General features: G+C 55.6%; 24 protein-coding genes. 2 read left to right on the forward strand and 22 right to left on the reverse strand.

Going from position 1 to position 24,802, the window contains the following annotated elements:
* From hflC to AC097W_RS17100, 16 genes are all read right to left on the reverse strand, one after another.
* The gene (hflC, locus tag AC097W_RS17025; RefSeq protein WP_479603815.1) at positions 1-903 is read right to left on the reverse strand and encodes a protease modulator HflC; all 903 of its coding nucleotides are present in this window, start codon (positions 901-903) and stop codon (positions 1-3) included.
* Between the two features lie 9 nt (positions 904-912).
* Positions 913-2,286 (reverse strand): FtsH protease activity modulator HflK, encoded by a 1,374-nt coding sequence (gene hflK / locus AC097W_RS17030; protein ID WP_479603816.1) that lies wholly within the window; start codon positions 2,284-2,286, stop codon positions 913-915.
* A complete protein-coding gene (gene hflX, locus AC097W_RS17035) occupies positions 2,283-3,491 on the reverse strand; it encodes a GTPase HflX (protein ID WP_479603817.1) in 1,209 nt (402 codons plus the stop codon). Before hflX ends, hflK begins: the two co-directional genes overlap by 4 nt.
* Before the next feature lie 55 nt (positions 3,492-3,546).
* The gene (gene hfq, locus AC097W_RS17040; RefSeq protein ID WP_479603818.1) at positions 3,547-3,795 is read right to left on the reverse strand and encodes an RNA chaperone Hfq; all 249 of its coding nucleotides are present in this window, start codon (positions 3,793-3,795) and stop codon (positions 3,547-3,549) included.
* Between the two features lie 123 nt (positions 3,796-3,918).
* Positions 3,919-5,256 carry a ribosome biogenesis GTPase Der gene (der, locus tag AC097W_RS17045; protein ID WP_479603819.1) on the reverse strand — a complete coding sequence of 446 codons (1,338 nt, stop codon included), beginning with the start codon at positions 5,254-5,256 and terminating at the stop codon, positions 3,919-3,921.
* 17 nt (positions 5,257-5,273) lie between these two features.
* Positions 5,274-6,410, reverse strand: coding sequence for an outer membrane protein assembly factor BamB (gene bamB, locus AC097W_RS17050; RefSeq protein WP_479603870.1), 1,137 nt, complete (start codon positions 6,408-6,410; stop codon positions 5,274-5,276).
* On the reverse strand, positions 6,410-7,069 hold the full coding sequence (locus tag AC097W_RS17055; RefSeq protein WP_479603820.1) for a YfgM family protein: 660 nt from the start codon (positions 7,067-7,069) through the stop codon (positions 6,410-6,412). Before AC097W_RS17055 ends, bamB begins: the two co-directional genes overlap by 1 nt.
* Before the next feature lie 12 nt (positions 7,070-7,081).
* The gene (gene hisS / locus AC097W_RS17060; protein WP_479603821.1) at positions 7,082-8,395 is read right to left on the reverse strand and encodes a histidine--tRNA ligase; all 1,314 of its coding nucleotides are present in this window, start codon (positions 8,393-8,395) and stop codon (positions 7,082-7,084) included.
* 11 nt (positions 8,396-8,406) lie between these two features.
* A complete protein-coding gene (ispG, locus tag AC097W_RS17065) occupies positions 8,407-9,678 on the reverse strand; it encodes a flavodoxin-dependent (E)-4-hydroxy-3-methylbut-2-enyl-diphosphate synthase (RefSeq protein WP_479603822.1) in 1,272 nt (423 codons plus the stop codon).
* The gene (locus tag AC097W_RS17070) at positions 9,678-10,634 is read right to left on the reverse strand and encodes a helix-turn-helix domain-containing protein (RefSeq protein ID WP_479603823.1); all 957 of its coding nucleotides are present in this window, start codon (positions 10,632-10,634) and stop codon (positions 9,678-9,680) included. The genes ispG and AC097W_RS17070 overlap by 1 nt, the downstream gene beginning before the upstream one ends.
* Positions 10,627-11,445, reverse strand: coding sequence for a type IV pilus biogenesis/stability protein PilW (gene pilW, locus AC097W_RS17075; protein ID WP_479603824.1), 819 nt, complete (start codon positions 11,443-11,445; stop codon positions 10,627-10,629). The genes AC097W_RS17070 and pilW overlap by 8 nt, the downstream gene beginning before the upstream one ends.
* A complete protein-coding gene (gene rlmN / locus AC097W_RS17080; RefSeq protein ID WP_479603825.1) occupies positions 11,435-12,598 on the reverse strand; it encodes a dual-specificity RNA methyltransferase RlmN in 1,164 nt (387 codons plus the stop codon). Before rlmN ends, pilW begins: the two co-directional genes overlap by 11 nt.
* An 8-nt stretch (positions 12,599-12,606) precedes the next feature.
* Positions 12,607-13,032, reverse strand: coding sequence for a nucleoside-diphosphate kinase (gene ndk, locus AC097W_RS17085; RefSeq protein WP_479603826.1), 426 nt, complete (start codon positions 13,030-13,032; stop codon positions 12,607-12,609).
* A 73-nt stretch (positions 13,033-13,105) separates the two neighbouring features.
* Positions 13,106-14,479 (reverse strand): pseudouridine synthase, encoded by a 1,374-nt coding sequence (locus AC097W_RS17090; RefSeq protein ID WP_479603827.1) that lies wholly within the window; start codon positions 14,477-14,479, stop codon positions 13,106-13,108.
* Positions 14,476-15,153 carry an SMC-Scp complex subunit ScpB gene (scpB, locus tag AC097W_RS17095; RefSeq protein WP_479603828.1) on the reverse strand — a complete coding sequence of 226 codons (678 nt, stop codon included), beginning with the start codon at positions 15,151-15,153 and terminating at the stop codon, positions 14,476-14,478. Before scpB ends, AC097W_RS17090 begins: the two co-directional genes overlap by 4 nt.
* Before the next feature lie 115 nt (positions 15,154-15,268).
* The gene (locus AC097W_RS17100) at positions 15,269-16,297 is read right to left on the reverse strand and encodes an RluA family pseudouridine synthase (protein ID WP_479603829.1); all 1,029 of its coding nucleotides are present in this window, start codon (positions 16,295-16,297) and stop codon (positions 15,269-15,271) included.
* 14 nt (positions 16,298-16,311) lie between these two features.
* On the opposite strand from AC097W_RS17100, the gene AC097W_RS17105 reads away from it, so the two are divergent.
* Complete coding sequence (locus AC097W_RS17105; RefSeq protein ID WP_479603830.1) at positions 16,312-17,118, forward strand: outer membrane protein assembly factor BamD; 807 nt, start codon at positions 16,312-16,314, stop codon at positions 17,116-17,118.
* Here the strand turns inward: AC097W_RS17105 and AC097W_RS17110 are convergent.
* Positions 17,087-19,090, reverse strand: coding sequence for an ATP-dependent DNA helicase (locus AC097W_RS17110; RefSeq protein ID WP_479603831.1), 2,004 nt, complete (start codon positions 19,088-19,090; stop codon positions 17,087-17,089). The genes AC097W_RS17105 and AC097W_RS17110 overlap by 32 nt on opposite strands.
* 3 nt (positions 19,091-19,093) lie before the next feature.
* Complete coding sequence (locus AC097W_RS17115) at positions 19,094-19,297, reverse strand: YdcH family protein (RefSeq protein WP_479603832.1); 204 nt, start codon at positions 19,295-19,297, stop codon at positions 19,094-19,096.
* A 110-nt stretch (positions 19,298-19,407) separates the two neighbouring features.
* Here AC097W_RS17115 and AC097W_RS17120 point away from each other — a divergent pair, with 110 nt between their 5' ends.
* Positions 19,408-20,166 (forward strand): PP2C family protein-serine/threonine phosphatase, encoded by a 759-nt coding sequence (locus AC097W_RS17120; protein WP_479603833.1) that lies wholly within the window; start codon positions 19,408-19,410, stop codon positions 20,164-20,166.
* A gap of 34 nt (positions 20,167-20,200) precedes the next feature.
* Here the strand turns inward: AC097W_RS17120 and AC097W_RS17125 are convergent, their stop codons facing one another.
* The 4 genes from AC097W_RS17125 to odhB form a co-directional block, all read right to left on the reverse strand.
* A complete protein-coding gene (locus AC097W_RS17125; protein ID WP_479603834.1) occupies positions 20,201-20,803 on the reverse strand; it encodes a hypothetical protein in 603 nt (200 codons plus the stop codon).
* A gap of 17 nt (positions 20,804-20,820) precedes the next feature.
* Positions 20,821-21,918, reverse strand: a complete 1,098-nt coding sequence (zapE, locus tag AC097W_RS17130; RefSeq protein ID WP_479603835.1) for a cell division protein ZapE — start codon at positions 21,916-21,918, stop codon at positions 20,821-20,823.
* Between the two features lie 85 nt (positions 21,919-22,003).
* Positions 22,004-23,431: a dihydrolipoyl dehydrogenase gene (lpdA, locus tag AC097W_RS17135; protein ID WP_479603836.1), complete on the reverse strand. Its 1,428-nt coding sequence runs from the start codon at positions 23,429-23,431 to the stop codon at positions 22,004-22,006.
* Positions 23,432-23,523: 92 nt separating this feature from the next.
* The gene (odhB, locus tag AC097W_RS17140; protein ID WP_479603837.1) at positions 23,524-24,795 is read right to left on the reverse strand and encodes a 2-oxoglutarate dehydrogenase complex dihydrolipoyllysine-residue succinyltransferase; all 1,272 of its coding nucleotides are present in this window, start codon (positions 24,793-24,795) and stop codon (positions 23,524-23,526) included.
* Positions 24,796-24,802: the final 7 nt, after the last annotated feature.

Raw genomic sequence — 24,802 nt, forward strand, 5'->3', positions numbered from 1 at the left:
TTACTTCTTCGCTGCAGGGGTTGCAGCGCCACCGCCCCGAAAAACCTTGAAGAATTCGGATGACGACGGATCAAGGACCATCACATCACTCTTGCTGTTGAAGGTAGCCTTGTAGGCATCCAGACTACGGTAGAACTGGGCAAACTGAGGATCACGACCAAACGCTTCCGCATACGTGCGGGCAGCCTCAGCATCACCTTCACCCTTGATTTTCTGGGCATCACGGTAGGCATTCGCAATGGTCACCTCCCGTTGCCGGTCTGCATCCGCACGAATTTTTTCGCCCTCAGCCGCACCCGTAGATCGCAATTCGTTGGCAACCCGTTTACGCTCTGCCTCCATACGGCGATACACCGACTCAGTGATGGCCTCCACATAGTCCACGCGGGTGATGCGCACATCCACGACATCAACACCCCAAGGCTTGGCTCCACGAACCTTATCCAGCACCTCTGTCTTCACCTCGGACATCAAAGTTTCACGTTTCAATGAAAGGAGTTCCTTGACCGTGTACTTGTTGATCTCCTGCTGAAACGCATTGCGCACTACCCGGTTCAACTGACTGGCACCCGCACCTTCATTCAGACCTACGTTGCGGATGTATTCTGTTGGCTCCGATATGCGCCAGCGCACGTACCAGTCAATAACGACCCGCTGCTTTTCCGCAGTCAGCATGGGTTCTGCATCGGTGCTGTCGAGCGTCAATAGGCGTTTGTCAATATAGGACACATTTTGAAACGGCGGTGGCAGCTTGAAATTCAAGCCTGGCTCGGTGATGACTTCCTTGATTTGACCCAAGGCGTAGACCACACCGAATTGCCGTTGGTCTACTACAAACAATGTTGAACTTGCAAGCGCTACCAACACCAGCAGGGACGAGAAAAATAATCCAATACGATTCATCATTGGCTCCTAGCGTGTTTCACGTTCGCGCGTACGCGCCGCTTCACGACTGCGTGCATCATTGATAGGGGCGGTATTCGCCGGCGCCACTTGAACAGGCGCTGCTGCTGGAGCCACTGCGGCGCCCGCGTCACCGCCCATTTGAAGGAGTTTGTCCAGCGGCATATACAAAAGGTTTGAACCTTGCCGGGAATCGACCAGGACCTTGGTCACATTGCCGTAAATTTGCTGCATGGCATCCAGATACATCCGGTCTCTCGTCACTTGTGGTGCTTTCTGATACTCGGCAAAGACGGACCGAAAACGCTGGGCATCACCTTGCGCCTGCGCTACGACTCGGGCCTTGTACGCATCCGCCTCTTCTTTCAAGCGAGAAGCAGAACCAACCGCCCGCGGTATCACGTCGTTGGCGTAGGCCTGCGCTTCGTTTTTGGCGCGCTCACGCTCCTGTCCGGCTTTGAGAACATCATCAAACGAGGCCTGCACCTGCTCGGGCGGCCGCACGCCCCCTTGTTGCAGGTTGATGCCAACCACCTCAACGCCGACCTTGTAGCGATCAAGAATTACTTGCATCAGTGCTCTGACCCGCGGAGCGATCTGGTCACGATCTTCTGAGAGAGCGGCATCCATCTTCATTTTCCCCACGACTTCGCGCACCGCGGTTTCAGCCGCCTGCACCACTGCATCGCCTGGATTTTTGCTTTCGAACAGAAACGCACGCGCATCGCTCAGGCGATATTGCACTGCAAACTTAATATCCAGAATATTCTCGTCTTCCGTCAGCATCGCTGATTCACGCAGTCCGGTCGCCTTGAGGACCGTATCGCGACCCACATCAACAGAACGAATCTGGGTCACGAAAATCAATTCATGGCGCTGAATGGGATACGGCAAACGCCAATTGAAGCCGGCATTGACGGTTGTCTTGTATTTACCAAACTGGGTGATGACGGCCTGTTGCCCTTCTTGCACAATGAAAAAGCCGGTGCCCAACCAGATCAGTACCAGCACCGCCGCAATCAACCCGATACCGATCCCGGCATTTTTCATGTCGGGCTGAAATCCGCCGCCTGTTCCGCCGTTGTTGCCCCTGGGTGGCTGTGACTTGCCAAACAAACCGCCGAGCTTGCGATTGACATCCCGCCACAACTCATCCAGATCGGGTGGCCCCGAATTGGAGGAGCCATTTCGACCGTTGCGGGAACCAGAATCTGCTGGCGGTTTGGCGGGCTCGCCCTCTGGAGGTGGCCCGTCAGCCTTTTCATTGTCACCCTGTTTGGATTCACCACGGCCCCAGCGGGAATCGTTCAAACTGAACATTCCTTTTAGCCACTGCGGCAGATTGGCCGAACCAAAATCAATCACGCGATTGTGAAGTTTCATTTCTTCGTTTCTCGTTTATCTAAATCCGATTGTGCCCAATCATCGGTCAGCCCCACAGTATCAGGGGGATCCACCGCAACGTCTCCAGCAGACTTCAACGCGATGCTGGCCAAACGGCTTCGCAACGCCTGCAACCCCAACGAGTTTTTTGCACTCACAAATATACGTGGCGTTTGCATACCATCTATCTCGAATTCGTCTTCCATTCGCAGCGGCTGATGCTCCTGGTCCAAGGCGTCGATCTTGTTGAAAACAAGTAACTGGGGAATTTGATCAGCCCCAATTTCCTTGAGCACCTGTTGCACCTGGGCAATTTGCTCCACGACGTTCGGATTTGAGGCGTCGATCACATGCAAAAGCAGATCCGCATCCACCGCTTCCTGCAAGGTAGCCTGAAACGCATCAACCAATCCATGAGGCAGATCACGAATAAAACCAACCGTATCAGACAGGGAAACCGAGCGCCCCGCCTCACCCAGGTATAGCTGTCGCGTCGTGGTGTCCAGCGTCGCAAACAACTGATCTGCCGCATAGGCGCGCGCTTTGACCAGTGCGTTAAAAAGCGTTGACTTCCCCGCATTGGTATAGCCGATAAGAGAAATATTGAAAGCGTCCCGACGCTCGCGCTGGCGCCTCTGAGTCTGTCTTTGGCGCTTGACCTTGGTCAATCGCTCTTTGGTCTTTTTGATTGTGTCTGCGATCATTCGACGATCAAGCTCAATCTGCGCTTCACCGGGGCCACCCCGCATGCCGATGCCGCCACTCTGGCGCTCCAAATGGGACCAACGACGCACAAGTCGTGTGCTCAAGTATTGAAGACGGGCAAGCTCCACCTGCAATTTCCCCTCGTGGCTCCGGGCACGCTGGGCAAATATTTCCAGAATCAGGTAGGTCCTGTCGTTTACAGGAAGCTCAAGATGGCGCTCAAGATTGCGTTGCTGGCTAGGACTCAAGCTTTGGTCGAACAAGACTTCCTTCGCACCCAATTGAGTTGCCAGGAGCTTGATCTCATCGGCCTTCCCCGACCCGACAAACAAAGCCGCGTCCGGAGCTTTACGTTTACATGTGACCCGGGCGATCGGTGTCAAACCAGCGGTTTTCGCCAACAACCCCAACTCCTCCAGCTCGCTGTCGAAATTGCGGTCACCCAAGTCAACACCAACCAATATGGTTGGGGCGTCGGTAATTTGATGCGCTGCTGTCAAATGAGGGAGAGAGAAACTGGCGTTTCAGTTGATATGGCCAGTGCCGCAGGGAATCTCACGCAGCCTCAGGCTCGTCTGAACCAGGGGAAGTGAAATTCACAGCCCGCCCAGGAACTATTGTTGAAATGGCATGTTTGTATACCATTTGAGTGACCGTATTTCGCAGTAAAACCACGTACTGATCGAACGACTCAACCTGCCCCTGCAGCTTGATGCCGTTGACCAGATAGATGGAAACTGGAACATGTTCACGACGCAAAGCGTTGAGAAATGGGTCTTGAAGTAACTGACCTTTGTTGCTCACGATATTCTCCGTGTTCAAAAAATTAATAAGTATCAACGATACCACACGATGCAACCGAAGTTGGCGCCGAATCAACCAACCCGTGTCTCAGCGAGGGGAACACGAGGAGATAAATGACTAGGCCTAATCCTTGTCAGCATAGGGATTTTGAGCGGATTTCATCTGGATGCGCATTGGCGTTCCAACCAGATCAAACTCCTTGCGAAAACGCCCTTCCAGGAAACGCTTGTACGAGTCCGTCACATGCTCCAGCGAGTTGCCGTGAATGATGATGATCGGAGGGTTCATGCCACCCTGGTGCGCGTAGCGGAGTTTTGGTCGGTACATGCCCGACTTCTTGGGCGTTTGAAACTGAACTGCTTCCAGCAGTAAACGAGTCAACACGGGGGTAGACATTTTGCAGTTTGCAGCTTTGTGCGCCTGCGCAATTGAATCCCACAATGGACCCAGTCCCTGGCGCTTTTGGGCCGATATCAGATGCAAAGCAGCGAACTTCAGGAAACCAAGTCGCGTTTCAATGGACCTCTTGACGAGCTCCCGCTGATACTCATCAATAGCATCCCATTTGTTGACTGCAACAACCACCGCACGCCCCGATTCCAGAATATAGCCTGCTATATGCGCATCCTGGTCAGTAACGCCCTGAGTAGCATCGATCAATAAAAGCACCACACTGGCAGACTCGATGGCCTGAAGGGTTTTTACAACCGAGAATTTTTCGATAGCCTCGAATACCTGCCCTTTGCGTCTCAGGCCAGCAGTATCGATCAATTCAAAACGCTGTCCATTCCGTTCAAAGGGGACGGAAATCGCGTCACGGGTGGTTCCCGGCATATCGAACGCCACCAGACGCTCCTCGCCCAACCAGGTATTGATAAGGGTCGACTTGCCCACGTTTGGACGACCAGCCACTGCCAGCTTGATAACGCTGGGATCAGCCTCTGCCTCGTCTTCATCCTTGTCTTTGAGGCCTAACGGCGCCAGGGCAAGCTCCACCAGAGGTCGGATACCTTGACCATGCGCCGCCGATATGGCAATCACCTCGCCCAAACCAAGTTCAAAGAACTCGCCGAGTTGAGTACCCTCAGCCATCCCCTCTGACTTGTTTGCAACGAGAAGACAGGGTTTTCCGAGCTTGCGCAAATACTTGCCAATTTCGTAGTCCTGAGCTGAGAGGCCGGCACGGGCATCTAGGACAAACATGACTACATCGGCCTCGGCTACAGCCTGACGCGTCTGTTTGGCCATCTCTTTGTAGATGCCAGTCGTTGCGTCCGGCTCGAAACCACCGGTGTCAATCACAATGAATTCCAGATTGCCGAGCTTTCCCGTACCGTAGTGACGGTCGCGCGTCAGCCCGGCAAAGTCGGCCACAATTGCATCCCGGGTTTTGGTCAATCGGTTAAAAAGCGTGGATTTGCCGACGTTGGGACGCCCGACCAAAGCAATAACAGGTTTCATGGTTTTCGCCTAAACTTTCACTCAGGCCTGAAGCCAAAAATACCACCACGCTGCGTCACGACAACCAGTGTTTGCCCAACCAATACAGGTGCAGAAACTACCGGTGATCCATCGGTTGACACGCGATTCAGGGGTGCACCATCCTCTCGGGATAGAAAATGAACGGTGCCAGACTCGTCTCCCACCACAAGCGACCTACCGGCCAACAACGGCGCAGTCACAGACCGGAAACGCAATCGCTCCGACACCCACAGACGCTCACCATCTAAACGCTTCCACGCGATCAGCTTTCCGTCACTCTCTGAACCAAACAAGGCCACATCGTCACCGCCCAATCCGGTAGCCCCAGATGCAGGCTTACTCCATACCAGGCTACCCTTGACACCGTCCACGCAACCAACAGCTGCTTGAAACGCGCGCATGCAGACCTGATCGCCTATACGGCTCACGCCAGATACCAGATCAACAAGCCTCTCAACTTCATTGGTTCCACGGCTACTGGCGACCGCAGCGTCCCAGCGCACATTGCCGTTAAGGGGATTCATGGCTACCAAATGACCGCTCAAACCCGCAACCAATGAATCGCCCAAAGCAAAAATAACCCCTGATTGCCCAAGTACCAATGCGTCACTGCTTCGTTGCTGATTCCATAGCTTACGGCCAGTGGCAGCTTCATACGCGGAAACAGACCGATCGGACGACAAGACAAAAACCCTTGCCCCAGCGACCAATGGCGCGGTGAGCGTGATGGCGTTGAGTTTCTGGCGCCAGATCTCTCTGCCTCCGTCGAGGGTGATCAACTGGTTTTCGCGACTGACCACCGAAGAATATCGACCGTCGCTTCCCACCCCCGCAGACAACTTCGTATCTAAAGCGACGCGCCAGAGGTCACCACCCGTTCTGCCGTCTATCGCAGCAATATTGCCGTCGGACCCGGCAACCACAAAAGTATTGCCGATGACCCGAATATCAAGCGGAAAATTTACCGCACCAATAGATGCGGACCACACAGAGCGAACGCCGATCAAAGCGGTATTCGCCCCGAGGTCGGCCGGTTTAGCCTTCTCGGGACCAGCGCATGCAGCAATCGTCACAGCGAAGCCGACAATCAAAACTGGGCGAAACAGGCGCACAAAAAACGATGAAAAATCCATCATCGGGCCCCGTCCGCCACGATCACGCCACCCAGTGCGTTCAGCTTGACATCGACCAGACGGCGGTAGTCAGAACGCTCGTCCAAGGCTGCAAACGCTTTTTGGTATTGTTTCTTTGCTTCGGTAGTATTGCCTTGCAATGTGTATATATCCCCGGTTCGGTCAGCGACCAATGCGACATATTCTTCTGCAACACCCGTAGAAAGTAATTTGAGCGCCTCATCATAGGATTTGGTGTCCATCAACACGGCAGATAACCTCAGCCGCGCGGCAGAGGCGTACCCTTTGTCCGCACCCTTTTCAGCGACCCAGGTCAATATCGATTTGGCGGAATCGGCTTTGCCCGATTCGTAGGCCATTTTGGAAACCAGAAGACCAGCCTGCTGCGTGTACACGGCGCCAGAGAAACGTTCTTTCATATCAGAGAAAGCACGTTCCCCCTTTTGTACATCGCCCGCGCGTACGACTTTTTCCACTTCATCGTACATCGAAGCGGCCTGTGCCGACTGGGTACGTTGCCAAAACTGGTAACCATTCCATGCCGCAAAAACACTTAGCACTGCAATCAACCCCCATGTGATCAAGTTGCCATACTGCTTCCAAAAATGTTTGAGCTGATCGAGTTGCTCTTGTTCTTCGAGATCTAGGTGATTTGCCATGGAGATATTCAGTTAAGCCTTGGATTGTAGGCTTTTGGCCCATTGGGCCGGGTTGCTCAGGAGTTGAGTGACCTGAGGACCGCCACCCTCACGCAAGGCCTTCACGGTAACTAGCCCTTTGGCAAGCTCATCGGCTCCAAACACCAGTGCAAAACGCGCTCCTGAACTGTCTGCGCGTTTGAATTGGGACTTCATGCTTGCCAGACCGGCGGCAGACCCAGCGTGCATTTGTACCGTCACACCCAAGGCGCGCAGCATTTGCAGGCAGACCATCGCCGCAGGCAACCCGCCTGCATCCGGCACGATGGCATAGGCATCGATCGGGGAAACCTCAGTTTCTACAGCCTGCTCACTGATCAACTCCAGCACCCGCTCAACCCCCATGGCCCAACCCACTGCCGCTGCAGGCTTCCCACCGATCTGCTCTGTCAGGTAGTCATAACGTCCACCAGCGCAGATTGTGCCCTGCGCACCAAGCCGGGTGGTTACAAACTCGAAGACGGTCAAGTTGTAGTAATCCATGCCCCGCACCAGTCGTGGATTAATGGAATACTCCACGCCATTCGCGTCCAGGATGGAGGTCACTAACTGCAAGTGGGCGCGAGATTCCTCACCCAAAAAATCCAGTAGCTTGGGAGCCGCCTCAATGAGGTCCTGCATGTGAGGATTTTTGCTGTCCAGCAAACGCAAAGGGTTGAGGTGCAATCTCCGCTTCGCATCGTCATCCAGGCTGCTCGCATTCTGTTCAAAATGCGCCACCAATGCGGCCCGATGCAACACGCGCTCGGCAGGTTGCCCCAAACTGTTGATCTGCAACGCAACCTCGGTCAACCCCAACTCTTTCCAGAGTGCATGAGCCATCAAAATGAGTTCGGCATCCACTTCGGCGCCAGAAAAACCCAATGCCTCAGCACCTATCTGATGAAACTGTCGGTAGCGACCTCGCTGCGGCCGTTCGTGGCGAAACATCGGGCCCATGTAATAGAGTCGCTTCCCACCGTTGTACAGCATGGAGTGCTCAACAACCGCACGAACGACCCCAGCGGTGTTTTCTGGTCGCAAAGTCAATGCTTCGCCATTCAAGCGATCGTCGAAAGAATACATTTCCTTTTCGACAATGTCAGTTGCGTCGCCCAGACTGCGCACAAACAACGCGGTCTGTTCAACAATCGGCGTACGGATGTTCTCATAGGCATAACGCCGCATTAACGCACGTACCTTGCCTTCCAAAGCTTCCCATCGAGCGGACTCAGGCGGCAAAATATCATTCATGCCTTTCACAGCAGCCAGTTTCTCGGTGCCACGTGTAGCAGTTTTCTCAACCATTCGAAGTCTTACTATTTAGATGAAGTGACAGATGCGCCAAAGCGCTGCTGTATGTAATTCTCGACAACCAACTGGAAATCGGCAGCGATAGACTCCCCACGCAGGGTCATCCGTTTCTCGCCATCAATGAACACTGGCGCCGCCGGTGCTTCTCCGGTTCCTGGCAAACTGATCCCAATGTCGGCATGCTTGCTTTCGCCAGGTCCATTGACAATGCACCCCATCACCGCAACCTTGAGGTTTTCTACCCCGGGATAGGATTCACGCCACTCAGGCATTTTCGCTCTGAGAAAGTCATCAATCTGTTGAGTTAGTTCCTGGAAAGTCGTGCTTGTCGTGCGTCCGCAACCTGGACAGGCTGTAACGCTGGGAACAAAGGTCCGCAACCCAAGTGCCTGAATTATTTCGGACGCAATAACAACCTCTTGGTTGCGAGACTCACCCGGAGCGGGTGTCAGGGACACACGAATCGTGTCACCGATTCCTTCCTGCAGCAGAACAGCGAGCGCAACAGACGACGCCACAGTCCCCTTGGTTCCCATGCCAGCCTCAGTAAGCCCCAGATGCAGTGGGTAGGTGCACCGCCGGCCTAACTCACGGTAGACCGCGATCAGGTCCTGCACACCACTGACCTTACATGACAAGATGATTTGACTGGCTTTCATGCCAATCTGCTCCGCGCGCTGGGCCGACTCGATCGCGGAGGTGATCAGCGCCTCGTACATCACTGGCTTGGCGTCCCATGGAGCCGCTCTTTGGTTGTTTTCGTCCATCAGGGTTGCCAGCAATTCCTGATCCAGGCTGCCCCAGTTGACACCAATCCGGACGGGTTTATCCCATCGAATCGCTGCCTCGATCATCAGCGCAAACTGTTTATCCCGTTTATCGCCCTTGCCAACGTTTCCTGGATTGATTCGGTATTTTGAAAGCGCCTGTGCGCAATCCGGATGGTCCGTGAGCAATCGATGTCCGTTGAAATGGAAATCTCCGATCAACGGAACGTCGATTCCCATACGATCAAGTTGCTCGCGAATGTAGGGTACGGCTTGTGCTGCCTCAGGAGTATTCACGGTTATTCGAACCATCTCCGAACCCGCAATTGCCAGTTCCTTGACTTGTATCGCCGTTCCTACAGCATCAGCAGTGTCCGTATTGGTCATTGACTGAATGCGGACCGGCGCACTGCCGCCGACGGTTACAGTGCGCCCTCCCCATAGGACTCGCGCTTGTAATGAATTCCGTTTTAATGGGGCCGCCAGGGCAATGGGTAATTTCGAATCCACTATTTCACCTCAAATCGCGCAACGTTGTCTTTGACAATACCGGCCAAGCTGAAGGTTTTGCCACGGACCTCAACATCAGTGACATCCGCACGCCCTATGACGACCATCAACGGCAACGATCCGCCCGTGCCAACTACATCTCCATTTGCCAGAGTCTTGCTGAGCTGAACAGTTCCCTTGGCGTCAACAACCTGAACCCAAGTCGATCCATGCGCCTTGAACACTACCCATTCGGCAGAGTTGCCCACCACTGGTTCCGGCAATTGACTGGATGCCGTTTGAGGCGCGGTGGCAGTGAGGGTTGTCAGACTCTCCTGCGTTACCCCACCTGTTGAACTGCTTGGCGGCATTGACACAACGGTGCCTGCCAGCCCGGGAGAGTCACCCGTGGGAGGCATCAAAGCACCGCCAGTGTCATCAGACTTCTTGAGCACTTCAGAAGTTAATAAAGCAGAACTTGGCTTGGTCCGGGTACCACCCAGATCAAAAGAGAGTCCCATCTTCTGAATATCTGGAAGAAAAAGCAGCACGATTGCGGCCATCAACAAGCCCAGAACTACCAAAACCACAGGCCTGGCCAGAATGGCTGAAATCGAAAAACCGGAATTAGCGCCGGTCCTTTGGAACGGCTCGTTGATGTCGCGATTGCCAACACTGAGGCTCACTGCACTGTTTTTTGGCAGTTTCGCCAAAATGGGAACTGGATCAATTTTTAACGTGCGGCACACGCTCGACGCCAATGCACGAACAAAAACGGCGTCCGGCAAGAGATCCAGTCGATCACCTTCCAGCGCCTCCAGTTTTTTGACCGGCACCTTCATCGAAACGGCAAGAGCCGCAACATGCAAGCCTGCGGCCATTCTCGCCTTGCGCAGCATCGCTCCTGCAGTCAATGAAGTCGTCGACTGAATCTCATTTACGGTGGCCGCCTGGTTTGCTGTCATCGGATCACTCATCAAATGCACCTCGCTCCAAAGCAGACGATTCGACCGATTGGGAGTAACGTTTTTTTAGCTGTGAGCCCAATTGCGCCACAGCATCCCGGTTACCCAGACGCCGCTCCACTTTAATGCCCAGCCAGAGCGACTCTGCATTTGCCAATTCACTGTTATTCAGTCGGCGTAAATAGAACTGGGAGCGTACAAAATCCCCTCTTTGGAATAGCAGCAGCGCAAGGTTGTAGCCCGTTACAGGGTTACCCGCATCCAGCTCGAAAGACCTCAACAGACTCTGTTCTGCATCGACGGGGCGACCAGCCTTGAGCTGACAAAGGCCCTGGTTCATCAGCGTTTTAGCTCGGCCAACATATCGAGGGTTGGCAAGAACCTTTGTGAAATATTGCATCGATTCCGCGTGTCGTGATTGCTGACACAAAAACCAGCCGAAATTGTTCAGTGCATCGCTGTCCTGAGAGTCAATGCTCAAGGCCCGCCGAAAACTCTCCTCTGCCAAGCCGGGGTCGTTCAGCTTCATGTAGATAAGGCCCCTGACGTTGTAGGCGTCGATATAACTGGGGTCGGTTGCCAAGGCCTGTTTGATGTTATCCAGGGCAAAAATTGGTTTACCTTCTTGCAAATAAGCAACTGCAAGTTCAAGTCGCTTACTGGCCCGCTGCCGCACATCTGTCTGATCAGACTCTGTCACCATGTCTGACCGCCCAGGCAGGCCAGTTGGGCTTGAGGCGCAACCCGTCAATAGTGTCAGAAGCAGAATCGACCACACCATTGACGCAAGCGCGACTGTGCCGCTCCGAACTCTATTTGTCATTGACCATATCCTTGCTTGCTGGTGGAGAGAATTCTTTCACTGGCGTGAGCATAACGGTCCGCTGTCGGGAAATCCGCTTGTTCACGTCGGTTCTGTCTTTCACATCCCCAGCAAGTTGCCCGCAGGCGGCATCGATGTCATCACCGCGCGTCTTTCGAATCGTTGTCACCAGACCCGCATCGCTCAGAACTTTGGAGAACGCCAAAACCCTGGCTTGAGGTGACCGAACAAGGCCCGACGCGGGAAACGGGTTAAAAGGAATGAGGTTGAACTTGCACCAGGCTCGTTCACCAGGTTCAGGACGGACAATTTTCACGAGTTCAGCAGCCTGTTCAGGTGAATCGTTCACACCGTCCAGCATGCAGTATTCAAACGTGATGAAGTCACGCGGTGCATGGGCGAGGTAGCGTTTGCAAGCTTCCATCAGCTCAGCAATCGGATACTTGCGATTCAAGGGCACGAGGTCGCTTCTCAACGCATCGCTTGGTGCGTGCAGCGATACCGCCAACGCAACAGGACAATCCTGGCCCAATCGGTCCATCATGGGAACCACGCCCGAAGTGGAAACCGTGACACGCCTGCGGGACAGGCCGTAGGCATGATCGTCCAGCATCACCTTCAGTGCTGGCACCAGTGCAGAGTAATTCTGCAACGGCTCACCCATTCCCATCATCACCACATTCGAGATGACCCGCTCGCTCGATTGCAAGTGTTTACGCAGAAAATGTTCAGCAAACCACAGTTGGGAAACGATCTCTCCCGATGTCAGGTTACGACTAAAACCCTGATGCCCGGTCGAACAAAACCTACAACCAACCGCACATCCGGCCTGCGACGATATGCACAGCGTCCCGCGATCGTCCTCGGGTATAAACACCGCCTCAACAGCATCACCACCGCCAACGTCAAACAACCATTTGATGGTTCCATCGTTCGATATATGCTGTTGAACAATACGCAGTGGCTGAACCGTCGCCGAGGCCTTGAGTTTTTCCCGCAACGACTTTGCGAGGTCGCTCATCTCATCGAACTGGGCGACACCTTTTTGATGAATCCAACGGAACAACTGGGTCGCGCGAAATCGCTTCTCCCCCAGCCGTTCGCAAAAAGCAACCAATCCCTCCAGATCGTAGTCGAGCAGATTGGTTGTCATTGCATGAATTAACGTGAGTAGACGTTCATGCCGGCGAAGAAGAACGCGATCTCGACGGCCGCGGTTTCTGCGGCATCAGAACCATGCACTGCATTTGCGTCGATGCTGTCCGCAAAGTCGGCGCGGATGGTTCCTGCATCCGCTTTCTTTGGGTCCGTTGCGCCCATCAGATCGCGATTCTTCAGGATAGCGTTTTCACCTTCGAGCGCCTGGATCATGACCGGGCCGGAAATCATGAAATCCACCAAGTCTTTGAAAAAGGGACGGGCCTTGTGAACGGCATAAAATGCCTCGGCTTCACCGCGTGACAAATGAGCCATGCGTGCGGCAACAACTTTCAGGCCTGCCGCTTCAAAACGTGCGTAAATCTGGCCGACGACGTTTTTTGCAACTGCATCGGGTTTGATGATGGATAGGGTACGTTCGATTGTCATAATATTTCCTGAACTGAATGTGAAATTAAATTTGCTGCAAATCAAGCAAAGCCGATTATTTTAGCATTCACTGCTAACGACTGCGTCCGTTGCGACGCTGCCCGCCCGGCGCGCCGCGCGGTCGCTGCCCAACCTCCTGTCGCTGTCGGGTAAAACTGTCAGCACCGATGTATCCGAACGCCGTCTTCATCGGGTCCGGCTGGCTGGATCCGTCTTTTCGATCGCCGACTTTATCCTGTCGATTCTGATCCGGTCGTCCACCGCCTCTTGTGTTGGCAACTCCTCCAGGGAAAGGCGCTTGCGGTGCTGCCCGCTGACTATTGTTCCCGGCACGAGGGCCGCCAGTGCGCCCGCGGCGCGGTTTTCCGTCTCTCGGTGCATTGCGCGGCAAACCTTCCCCGCGGCTTACCTCTCCATGCGCCCCACCCGCCTGCGCTGCGCCACCGCCGGCAGCCTGCACAAGACCGCGGATGTCCGCCTCATCAAGCTCCATCCATGCACCACGCTTCAGACCGCGCGGCAATACCATGGCACCATAACGGATACGAATAAGGCGGCTCACAGCATGTCCGACGGCCTCAAACATCCGTCGCACCTCCCGGTTGCGCCCCTCTGAAATGGTGACCCGGTACCAACAATTGGAGCCCTCGCCACCGCCCTCTTCAATAGATCCAAACTGGGCCATTCCATCATCCAGTTTGACGCCACCGAGCAACATCTGCTTCTCCTCCTTATTGAGGGATCCCAAGACGCGAACGGCATACTCACGCTCCAACCCGAATCTTGGGTGCATCAGGTTGTTCGCCAGTTCGCCTGAACTGGTAAACAGCAATAAACCTTCCGTATTCAAATCTAGTCGGCCCACCGACTGCCACTTGCCCTGGTGCAGCTTGGGAAGACGCCTGAACACCGTTGGCCGATTTTGAGGATCATCGTGGGTAACCACTTCGCCAACCGGCTTGTGGTACGCGATAACCCGTGCGGGAGGGGGATCAATACGAAACCGGATGGGCTTGCCATTGACCTTGATGTGGTCGCCAAATTGGATTCTTTGACCTATGTGGGCAGGCTCGTTGTTCACGGAAATACGGCCCTCCAGAATCAGCTGCTCCATTTCCAAACGCGAGCCCATACCTGCCTGCGCGAGGACTTTGTGCAGTTTTGGGGTTTCAGCCAATGGTGCAAGCACACGTTTGGTCGGGACCAGTTCTACCAATTCCTCGTCGGCATCAAACTGACCCGAGATTACATCGCTGAACCGGTTATCAGTCGTAACACCGGGTGCAACCGTTGCCGATTCAAGTCCATGGTCGACCGGCAGTTCGCTTTGGGTCACGGCGTCAGGAGCTGCGGGATTCATCGCGGTCAAATTGGCGCTGGCCGCGTCATCCGCAGGGCCGGTTTCCGGCCCGGCGCCAGACGGTGCCGCAGAGGTGATTTCGTTCATTCTGAAAACCCATTCGTTAATGTATTCATGTCTGGAGTCAAAGCATCCAGTGGCATGTTCAGTTGTAATTCCCCATCGCCTTGCACTGCGCTATCCGTTGCCAACGTCACGGGAGCTTCCTCCATGACGCTGACAAAAGCGTCTAAAGTATCGCCCTTGTGCGCAACACTCTCCAGCAATGGAAGCTGATCCAGAGAAGCCAGCCCCAGATCGTCCAGAAACTGCCGTGTCGTCGCGAAGAGTGCCGGTCGTCCCGCAGCCTCCCTGTGACCAATAACCTCCACCCACCCTCGATCTTCCAGTTGCTTGATCAACAACGAATTAATGGTGACGCCACGGATATCCTCCATGTCACCCCGTGTAACTGGCTGGCGGTAGGCAATGATTGCCAGCGTTTCCAGCGTCGCACGCGTGTATCGCGGAGGCTTTTCAGGGTGAAGCCGATCCAGATATTCGCGCATCTCCGGCCGACTCTGAAACCGCCAGCCTGTCGAAACAGTGACCAGTTCCGCCCCTTTATCCATCCAGTCGTTATTCAGCGCTTCCAGCAGCTCTTTAATGGAGTCTGCTCCCAGGGTTTCATTGAAAAGCGCACGCATATCGCGCAACGATAAGGGTTGCTGCGAGCAAATTAGTGCGGTCTCCAGGACCCGCTTTGCTTCCGCCATATTCATAATCAGGCTATTCCGGAAACGTCACCAATCAGGTGATCAATCAATGTGATCCCATTCGGATGGCTGCAGGTGTGAAGGAGACACCGAGCCTACCTTGAGCCATGCGCCAAGGCAATTAAGGGCATTCCAGCCTCTCGCCCTCATTGTAACGTAGGCCCCATGCAGTCAACAAACCACTGAAATCGTCAGGTAACGGCGCCTCGAAAACCAACGATTCTCCTGTGAAAGGATGCACCAGCGCCAAGCGGCATGCATGCAACGCCTGCCTGGACATTCCCGGAACGCATGTGCCGCCGTATACGACGTCGGCAACGAGGGGATGTCCCAGTGAAGCCATATGCACCCGAATCTGGTGTGTTCGTCCAGTGTGCAAAATACATCGAACAAAACACCCAGCTTCAGAATTGCCCAAAAAGACCACGTCAGTCTTCGCCGTTTTTCCCGGTGATTTTTCAAGATCAACAACAGCCATACGCAAACGGTTTCGCGGATCACGGCCAATCGGAGCTTCAACGCTTCGGCGTGGTTGCCCAACCCATGGCCGGTGGGCAAGCGCCAGGTATTGGCGACTAACCTCGCGCGCCGCAATGGCCTGCACCAAGGAGTCCATCGCTGCCCGGGTGCGCGCTACCACCATCAATCCACTGGTGTCCTTGTCCAGTCGATGGACGATCCCGGCTCGGGGCACCAGTGCGCTTCCCTCGTCGTAGGCCAACAGGCCATTGAGCAGAGTCCCACTCCAGTTGCCAGGCGCAGGATGGACCACCAGGCCCGCCGGTTTATTGATCACCAGGATGTGTTCATCCTCGAAAACAACTCGTAGTGGCATCGCCTCGGGCTTGAAAGCCTGACTTTGAGGGGTTGGCCTCAGTTCCACCGTGATCGTGTCGCCCGCCTTTACGCGATGCGACGCCTTGCGCACTGGCAAGGCATTGACCACCACAAGGCCCGCTTCGATTAGTTGCTGCAAGTAACTGCGCGAGAACTCGGGGGTGGCATTCGCCAAGGCACGGTCAATCCTTTCCCCGTGCTGTGAGGCCGTGACTGATACATTGCGCCATTCGACGTCCGCAGATACGTCCTCGGTGTCTTCTGCGTCTGTTACAAGCAGAGTGCTCGATATAATTCCCGCGGTCTGTTTCAAGAAAGTTTCCCCAAATGCTTCGAGTCAAATTATCGGTCGTTTGCGTATGCCTGCTGACGACCAGCGCATTTCTGATGACAGGCTGCTCAACTGCCCCCGTAGACAAAACTGCGGGAATGAGCCCCAACACGTTATACGCAGAAGCGAAAGACGAAATGAGTACTGGTCAATGGGACAAAGCCGTTCCATTGCTTGAAAAACTGGAAGCACGCGCTGCGGGAACGCCCCTTGCGCAGCAAGCCCAGCTGGACAAGGCGTACGCCCAATACAAGGCAGGCGAGCAGGCGCAGGCGCTCGCCACACTGGAGCGCTTCATGAAGCTGCACCCGGCCAGCCCCGCGCTGGACTATGCACTTTACCTGAGGGGCGTCATCAACTTTAATGATGATCTGGGCTTGTTTTCGGATCTGACACGCCAAGACCTCGCAGAGAGAGACCAGAAAGCGTCCAAAGAGTCGTTTGAAGCATTCAAGGAGCTGGTGGCACGTTTTCCGGATTCGCGTTATGCGCCGGACGCCCGACAACGCATGGCCTACATCGTCGGTTCGCTCGCTCAGTATGAAGTGTATGTGGCGCGCTATTACTACAAGCGCGGGGCCTATTTGGCCGCCGCAAACCGGGCGCAGCAGACGGTGACGGACTATCGGGACGTTCCTGCGGTGGAAGAAGCGTTGTTCATACTGTACAAGTCATACGATGCCCTGGGCATGCAGCAGCTGCGAGACGATGCCAAAAGAGTGTTGGAAACTAACTATCCCCAGTCAGAGTTTTTGTCCAAGGGTTCCCGGTCTACCCAGAATCCTTGGTGGAAGTTCTGGTGAGCGCCAGCAGCGCCGCCTCAAACTGACTATCGTTTGAAATAGCCTGCATGGCGGGTAACGCGGCCTGCATTCGACGGCCATAGGCCATCTGACTCAAGCGCACGTCGCAAACAACCAGGACCCCTCGGTCAGTTTCCCTGCGGATGAGTCGACCAGCACCCTGCCTGAGCGCAATCGCGGCCTGTGGCAAGTGATAGTGTTGAAACGGGCTTTTCCCCAGCGACTCTACCTGCCGCGCCCTTGCTTCAACCAACGGATCTCCCGGTGAAGCAAAGGGCAGCTTGTCGATGACGACCATCTGCAAAGCGTCACCAGGAACATCGATACCTTCCCAAAACGAGAATGAGGCAATGAGAATGCACTTGGGAATTGCACCACCCTCTGCCCCGCAAAAACGTTCTATGAGCTCTCGCTTGGGGGCCTGCCCCTGGACCAGCACTTCAATGCCTTGGGATGGAGGAAAGTGAATGTGCAAAGCCTCCCCAATGGTTCGCATGGCTCGCAATGACGTCGTCAGCACCAGCGTTCGGCCCCGGAGTATTTCAGCCCCGCGCGCCACCAGCAAAGCCACACAGGCACTATGCGACGGATCACTGGGCTTTGGCATATGTGCCGGGATGTACATGGCAGCCTGAACTGCATAGTCAAATGGGCTTTCGACATGAAGCACCTGCGCGCCCTTTAATCCACAGGACTCCAGAAACCATGACATGCTTGCATCGCTGCCCAGCGTTGCCGATGTAAAAATCCAGGACTTTCTACTGCCAGCGGCTGGCTCTTGCCCGATGACCCTGGTTTGCATGGTCTGCGCGATATCCAGCGGCGACTGAACCAGCCGGATGTGCTTGCCCGACTCAAGCCAGCGCACAAAACCCGGTGGCATGGGCGAGGCAAACAAATCAACCGCGGACATCAAGGCACCCGTTCGTTCACGCAAGCCCTTCAACACAGGAGACGATTCCTCCAGGTTACGTAACGTCATGTCCAGTAGCTGCAAACGCGAATGAATACCTGCCAACCTGTCGGCCCACGGCGCAGGGGGTACACCCAGCGGGCTATCCCCAAACCAGGACCACCGATCCGATTCGCCGCCGCTACACAAATCGCGAAGCGAGGTAATGGAGTCACCCAGTTCATCCAGAAGCTGGCGCCAGTCGGCTGATCCCAAAGCCAATTGGGGGCCCTGCAATGCAATGTCCCGACGCAAGCCGTCCAATTGCCCGGTAGTCAGCTGGCGCCCAAGAAACTGCACGCCAATTTCATTGAGCTGGTGAGCTTCATCAAAGACAACGGACGTGACCGTTGGCAACAATTCGGCAACCCCCGACTCACGAACGTTCAGATCAGCGAAAAAAAGGTGGTGATTAATAACGACCACATCCGCATCCATCGCTTCTCTGCGGGCAAGATTCACATGGCAGACATGTACTTTGGGGCATTGCCCACCCAGGCAGTTCTCGCGCGTGGAAGTAACGAGTGGAATAACCGGTGAACGGTCGTCCAGTTGCACCAATTCCGCCAGATCCCCTGAGCGCGTGGCTGCTGACCACGCTTCTATTCGCGCCAGATCACGTTGCACCAACGGAATGCCGGCCTGCACGTCGTGCCTGGCCGATTCCAGGCGGTGCACACACAAATAGCTGCTTCGTCCCTTTAACATGGCCGCCCGGACCGGCAAACCCAGCACCGCTGCCAGACGTGGAATGTCGCGACCAAACAACTGGTCCTGAAGCGCTTTCGTTGCCGTGGAAAGTAATACCCGCTCACCGCTCAGTAGCGCGGGAACAAGGTAAGCAAAGGTCTTCCCGACCCCGGTACCTGCCTCCACTGCCAACACGCCACCCGACTCCATCGCCCGCGCGACCTCTCTAGCCATCACGGTCTGGCCCGGGCGAGGTCTGAATTCCGCTACGGAACTGGCCAGCGGGCCATCGGTGTCAAAAGCGCGCTCAACGGCATCTTGCAGACCCATGTTTCAAGCTGGCTCATTAGGCTGCAATTGCAATTCCAAACGCGCAATGTCATCGCGCAAGGCAAGACGCCTCTTCTTCAGGCGCCGCATCATCAATTCGTCTACCGGTGTATGGTCTGCTGCGCGGTCGATCAACGCATCCAGGTCGCCATGCTCCATGCGCAACTCAATAAGCATTCGACCGGGGGAGTGAAGATTGGCGTCCACGAAAAAAATAGGTAAAAGTAGGCGGTTAAACTGCGACAAATAAGCTGGACTGGATAATACGTCCAGACCACCCCCTTTACCCAAAGTATTGCTCTGCAATCAATCCGAACATGGCCACTGGTTACCGACTTACCGCTTCAACCGGAATACACAAAGGTGACCGCGAGTACCAGCAGGATCAGGTTGCGCTGCTCAAACACCCGCGCATTAATGGCTGCATCCTGGCCGTGGTTGCCGACGGCATGGGCGGGCGCAGTGGAGGCAGAAAAGCGTCAGATCAGGTGATGATGACGGCCAAGCAACTGTTCGATCGCTATGACCCGGAGACCGACGACGCAGCGGCCACCCTGACGCAACTGGTGCAAGAGGCCCATATCGTCATTAAATTGACGGCTGTGTCTTCAGAGGAAGAACCCCACAGCACGTTGGCTGCATTTCTGATCAACCCCAAGGGTGACTGCCACTGGGCACATACCGGCGACTCTCGCATTTACCATTACCACGGCAACCGCTTCGTAAAGCGGACAATGGACCACTCCTATGTTCAGGCCTTGGTAAACCGTGGAGAAATCACCGAAGAACAGGCAGCAGTCCACCCCCAGTCCAACATCCTGATGGGGTGTTTGGGCACGGACAACGATCCTCCTGTGGACCTGCATTTCATTCCACAGTTGCGGCCGGGTGACGTATTGATGGCCTGCAGCGACGGCGTATGGCACTATTTCAATACAGGGGAAATTGGCTCTGTTCTGGCGACACTGTCCGCTCGCGAAGCAAACGAATTTTTGATCGAAAAAGCACGCTCGCGGGGAAACGGGACGGGAGACAACCTCTCTATCGTGATCGTCAAGCTCGAGTCGTTGGGCTGACGCTGCCTGCCACCAACAACAGACATTCAGCGATTCAGCGCGGTACCGGTAGCGGCTGGTTGCGCAGGTTGTTGTCCTTCAACCTTTTTTCCTTGTCTGCGCGCCGCTCTGCTGAAGCCTTCTGCTTGGCTTCATAGTCCTTGCGATTGGCCTCTGCTACGGACGCATCCATCCCAGCCGGTTTTTCGCGACTACCCGCCGGGGCCGCTGGCGAAGGAAGTGGCTTGGAATGGTTTTTGACCTTTTCATCCAGCGCGCCTTTCCTCTCAGCCTGCGCATCGACTTGCGGCTGCTGAAGTGCGTCCGGTTCAGCTTGCGCCCTCGCCTTTGCCTGGTCTGCAGCCTTTTCCTGGATCAGCCGCAACTGGTCTTCGCCGCTTTGACTGCGCTGCAAGCTGTTGAGAGCGGTCTCCTGCCGCTTCAATTCGACCAGCATGGCGCGGCGGCGCGCCTGTACTGAATTCACACAATCCGTGACGGCGAATCTCGTTTGGCAGGCCGCTTCCTGTTCATTGAACAGTACGTTCTGCTGCTGGCGAATGGCCTCGATGCGCTGGCGCTCTTGGTCGACACTGTCCAGGCTTTGCCCTGGCCCTTCCTGACCCCATGCTTGGGCGCATACGGTCAGTATCGCCACGAAAACCCCTAGTGCCCTCATGTGAGCCGCGTGTCCACAATACGCCTCTCAAGCGCCAAAAACTCTTTGGACTGCATTTCGTTGAGTCGTGAAACGGTGCGCGGAAATTCATGCGCCATCGGACCCTCTGTATACAGCTCTTCTGGCTGCACTGCAGCGGACATGATCAACTTGACGCGCCGGTCATATAAAACATCCACCAGCCAGGTGAACCGGCGAGCCTCCGATGCCAGTCGCACGGGCATGTGCGGCACATCACTCAGAAAAACCGTGTGAAACCGGGAGGCTATCTCCAGATAGTCGTTTTGTGAACGGGGTCCACCGCACAGGGCTTTGAAATCAAACCACACCACCCCTCCGGCCATGCGTCGGGCATGTATCTCGCGGGACTCAATATGCAGAACCGGATCCTCGTCGTGGGTTTCCGCCAGTGCATTGAACGTGCTTTCCATGGCCAGATCTGCATCCGACCCCATCGGCACATGGTAGAGCTTTGCCGACTCCAGCGTACGCCGCCGGTAATCTATTCCGTTGTCCACGTTGATCACGTCCAGCCGGGCATTAAGCAGCGCAATGGCGGGCAATACGCGATCCCTGTGCATTCCACCCGGGTACAAGTCATCGGGCCGGAAATTGGACGTTGTGACAAATCCAACACCATTTTCGAACAATGCGGCCAACAGGCGGTGCAGGATCATCGCGTCGGTGATATCAGCCACATGAAACTCGTCGAAGCAGATCAGACGGTAACGTTTGGACATCCGCTTGGCTAGTACATCGAGCGGGTTGACCGTGCCCTGCAAGTCTGCCAGTTCCCGGTGCACCTCGCGCATGAACTCGTGAAAGTGCAGGCGCGTCTTGCGTTTGAGAGGCACCGCGTTGTAGAAGCAATCCATCAAAAAGCTCTTGCCCCGCCCGACGCCGCCATACATGTATACGCCGCGCGGAATATCAGGGCGATTGATCAACTTCTTCAGGGCGTTGGACCGCTTGACCTTGAACGCAGCCCACTCCGTGGCACACCGCTCCAGCGCATCAATCGCCCGCAACTGGGCGGGGTCGGCAACATAGCCGCGGGCTGCCAGCTCAGCTTCGTAGGTTTGCTTGACGTTCAATGAATAGACCCTCTAAATGCTATCAATAAAGTAGCTGCCTGCGCCCAATGCAAGAGGGCTGACAGCACTTTTAATCACATAACAATCAGAAGTTCAGAGTGCGCTTGTCGACCGCGAGCGCAGCCTCCTTCGTGGCCTCGCTGAGGGACGGATGCGCGTGGCAAATGCGGGCGATGTCTTCCGCACTGGCCTTGAATTCCATGGCCACGACAGCCTCGGAAATCAACTCACTGGCTTGTGGACCGACAATGTGCACGCCCAGAATTTCATCGGTCGTGGCATCGGCCAGGAACTTGACGAATCCGGTGGTGTCACCCAGTGCACGGGCACGGCCATTGGCCAGGAAAGGGAACGAGCCCGCCTTGTAGGCGCGGCCGCTGGCCTTGAGCTGCTGCTCGGTCTGGCCCACCCAGGCAATCTCGGGACTGGTGTAAATCACCCAGGGCACGGTGTTGAAATTGACATGCCCGTGCTGACCGGCAATTCGCTCGGCCACGGCCACGCCCTCTTCCTCGGCCTTGTGCGCCAGCATGGGGCCACGCACCACGTCGCCCACCGCCCAGACGCCTGGCAGATTGGTCTTGCAATCGCCGTCCACCACGATGGCTCCCCGTTCGTCCAAGGCCAAGCCCACCGATTCGGTGTTCAAACCGATGGTATTGGGTACGCGGCCGATGGAGATGATGAGCTTGTCGACGTCCAGTGCCTGGGCTTCGCCCTTGGCATTGGTATAGGCAATGGACACGCCCTTTTTTCCGGATTTGATTTCACCGACCTTGACGCCGAGTTCAATCTTGAGACCTTGCTTGGTGAAGGCCTTGAGCGCCTCTTTGGCCACCTGTTCGTCCACTGCACCCAGAAACGTGGGCAAGCCTTCCAGAATGGTGACTTCTGCACCCAGACGGCGCCAGACAGAGCCCATTTCCAGACCGATGACTCCGGAGCCGATCAACCCCAGCTTTTTAGGCACCGCGCCCACGCGCAACGCACCATCATTCGAGAGAATATTTTCCTCGTCAAACGGTGTGCCAGGCAAAGCACGGGCGTTGGAGCCTGTCGCGAGAATAATGTTTTTTCCGGTCAGCGACTCTTCAGCGGCGCCGGCCACCTTCATCTCGTAGCCGCCCTCAACGGCCTTGACGAATGAGGCGCGACCATGGAAGAACGCAATCTTGTTCTTCTTGAGCAGGTACTGAATGCCATCGTTGTTTTGTTTCACAACCATGTCCTTGCGGGCCAGCATTTTTGTCACGTCCATCTTCACGTCTTTGGCGCTGATGCCGTGCTCGGCAAAGTGGTGGTTGGCATGGTCAAAGTGCTCACTGGACTGCAGTAGCGCCTTGGAGGGAATGCAACCCACGTTGGTGCAGGTGCCGCCCAATGCCGGGCCGCCTTTTTCGTTCTTCCATTCGTCGATACAGGCTACGTTAAAGCCCAGTTGGGCCGCGCGAATGGCCGCAATGTAGCCGCCGGGGCCGCCACCAACAACGATCACATCAAACTGTTTACTCATAGCGATTCCAAAATTAAAGGTTTCCGGACCGCTGGTGTCCCCCCTGCAAGAGGGAAAGCGGCCACACGCAGGGGGGCAAGCCGGGGAGGCTACTAAATGTCAAACAACAAACGGGCAGGATCTTCCAGCGCTTCCTTCATCGCCACCAGGCCCAGCACGGCTTCGCGGCCGTCGATGATGCGGTGGTCGTAGGACATGGCAAAGTAGTTCATGGGACGAACCACAACCTGGCCGTTCTCGACCATCGCACGGTCTTTGGTGGCGTGCACGCCCAGAATCGCCGATTGCGGTGGGTTGATGATGGGTGTGGACATCATGGAGCCGAAGGTTCCGCCATTGGAGATGGAGAAGGTTCCGCCGGTCATTTCTTCCATGCCCAGCTTGCCATCGCGCGCTTTGGTGCCGAATTCGGCAATCTTCTTCTCAATGTCGGCAAAGCTCATCTGGTCTGCGTTGCGCAGAATCGGCACCACCAAACCACGGGGCGAACCCACGGCAATGCCCACGTCAAAGAAGCCGTGGTAGACGATGTCGTTGCCATCCACCGAGGCGTTCAACACGGGGAACTTCTTCAGTGCGTGCACAGCGGCCTTCACAAAGAAGCTCATGAAGCCCAGTTTGACGCCATGCTCTTTTTCGAAACGTTCCTGCATGCGCTTGCGCATGTCCATCACCGGCGCCATGTTGATTTCGTTGAACGTGGTCAGAATGGCGTTGGTAGATTGCGACTGCAGCAACCGCTCAGCCACACGGGCACGCAGACGGCTCATCGGCACGCGCTGTTCAGGTCGCCCAGCAAGCGAATCCGCCATGCTGCCTGGACGGGTTACTACTTGAGGCAAAGAAGTGGTCGGAGCCCCCGTGGGGATTGCGGAAGCCGCTACTGTTTTTGTAGCAGGTCCCGCCGCTACAGCACCCAGCACGTCACCCTTGGTGACGCGGCCATCTTTGCCTGTACCGGTGACGGCACTGACTGACAGGTTGTTGTCGGCCAAGAGCTTGGCGGCTGCGGGCATGGCCACGTCACTCTTGCTGTTGGATGCGGCTGCGGCCGTCGCTTGCGGTACGGGCGCTACAACCGGTTCCACCGCCTTGATTGCCAGCGGGCTGGTCTGGGCTGAACCCTCGGTGTCAATGCGCGCAATCACCTCTTCACTGACGACCTGGGAGCCGTCCGCCCGAACGAGTTGGGACATGATGCCAGCGACAGGTGCCGGGACTTCGAGCACGACTTTGTCAGTCTCGATTTCCACCAGAATTTCATCGATTGCCACGGCTTCACCGGGCTTCTTCCTCCATGTCAACAGGGTGCCTTCTGCCACTGATTCAGACAGCTGGGGAACTTTTACTTCAACGATTGCCATTTTGAAC

This window comes from Rhodoferax sp. GT1R46 (genome assembly GCF_056521285.1).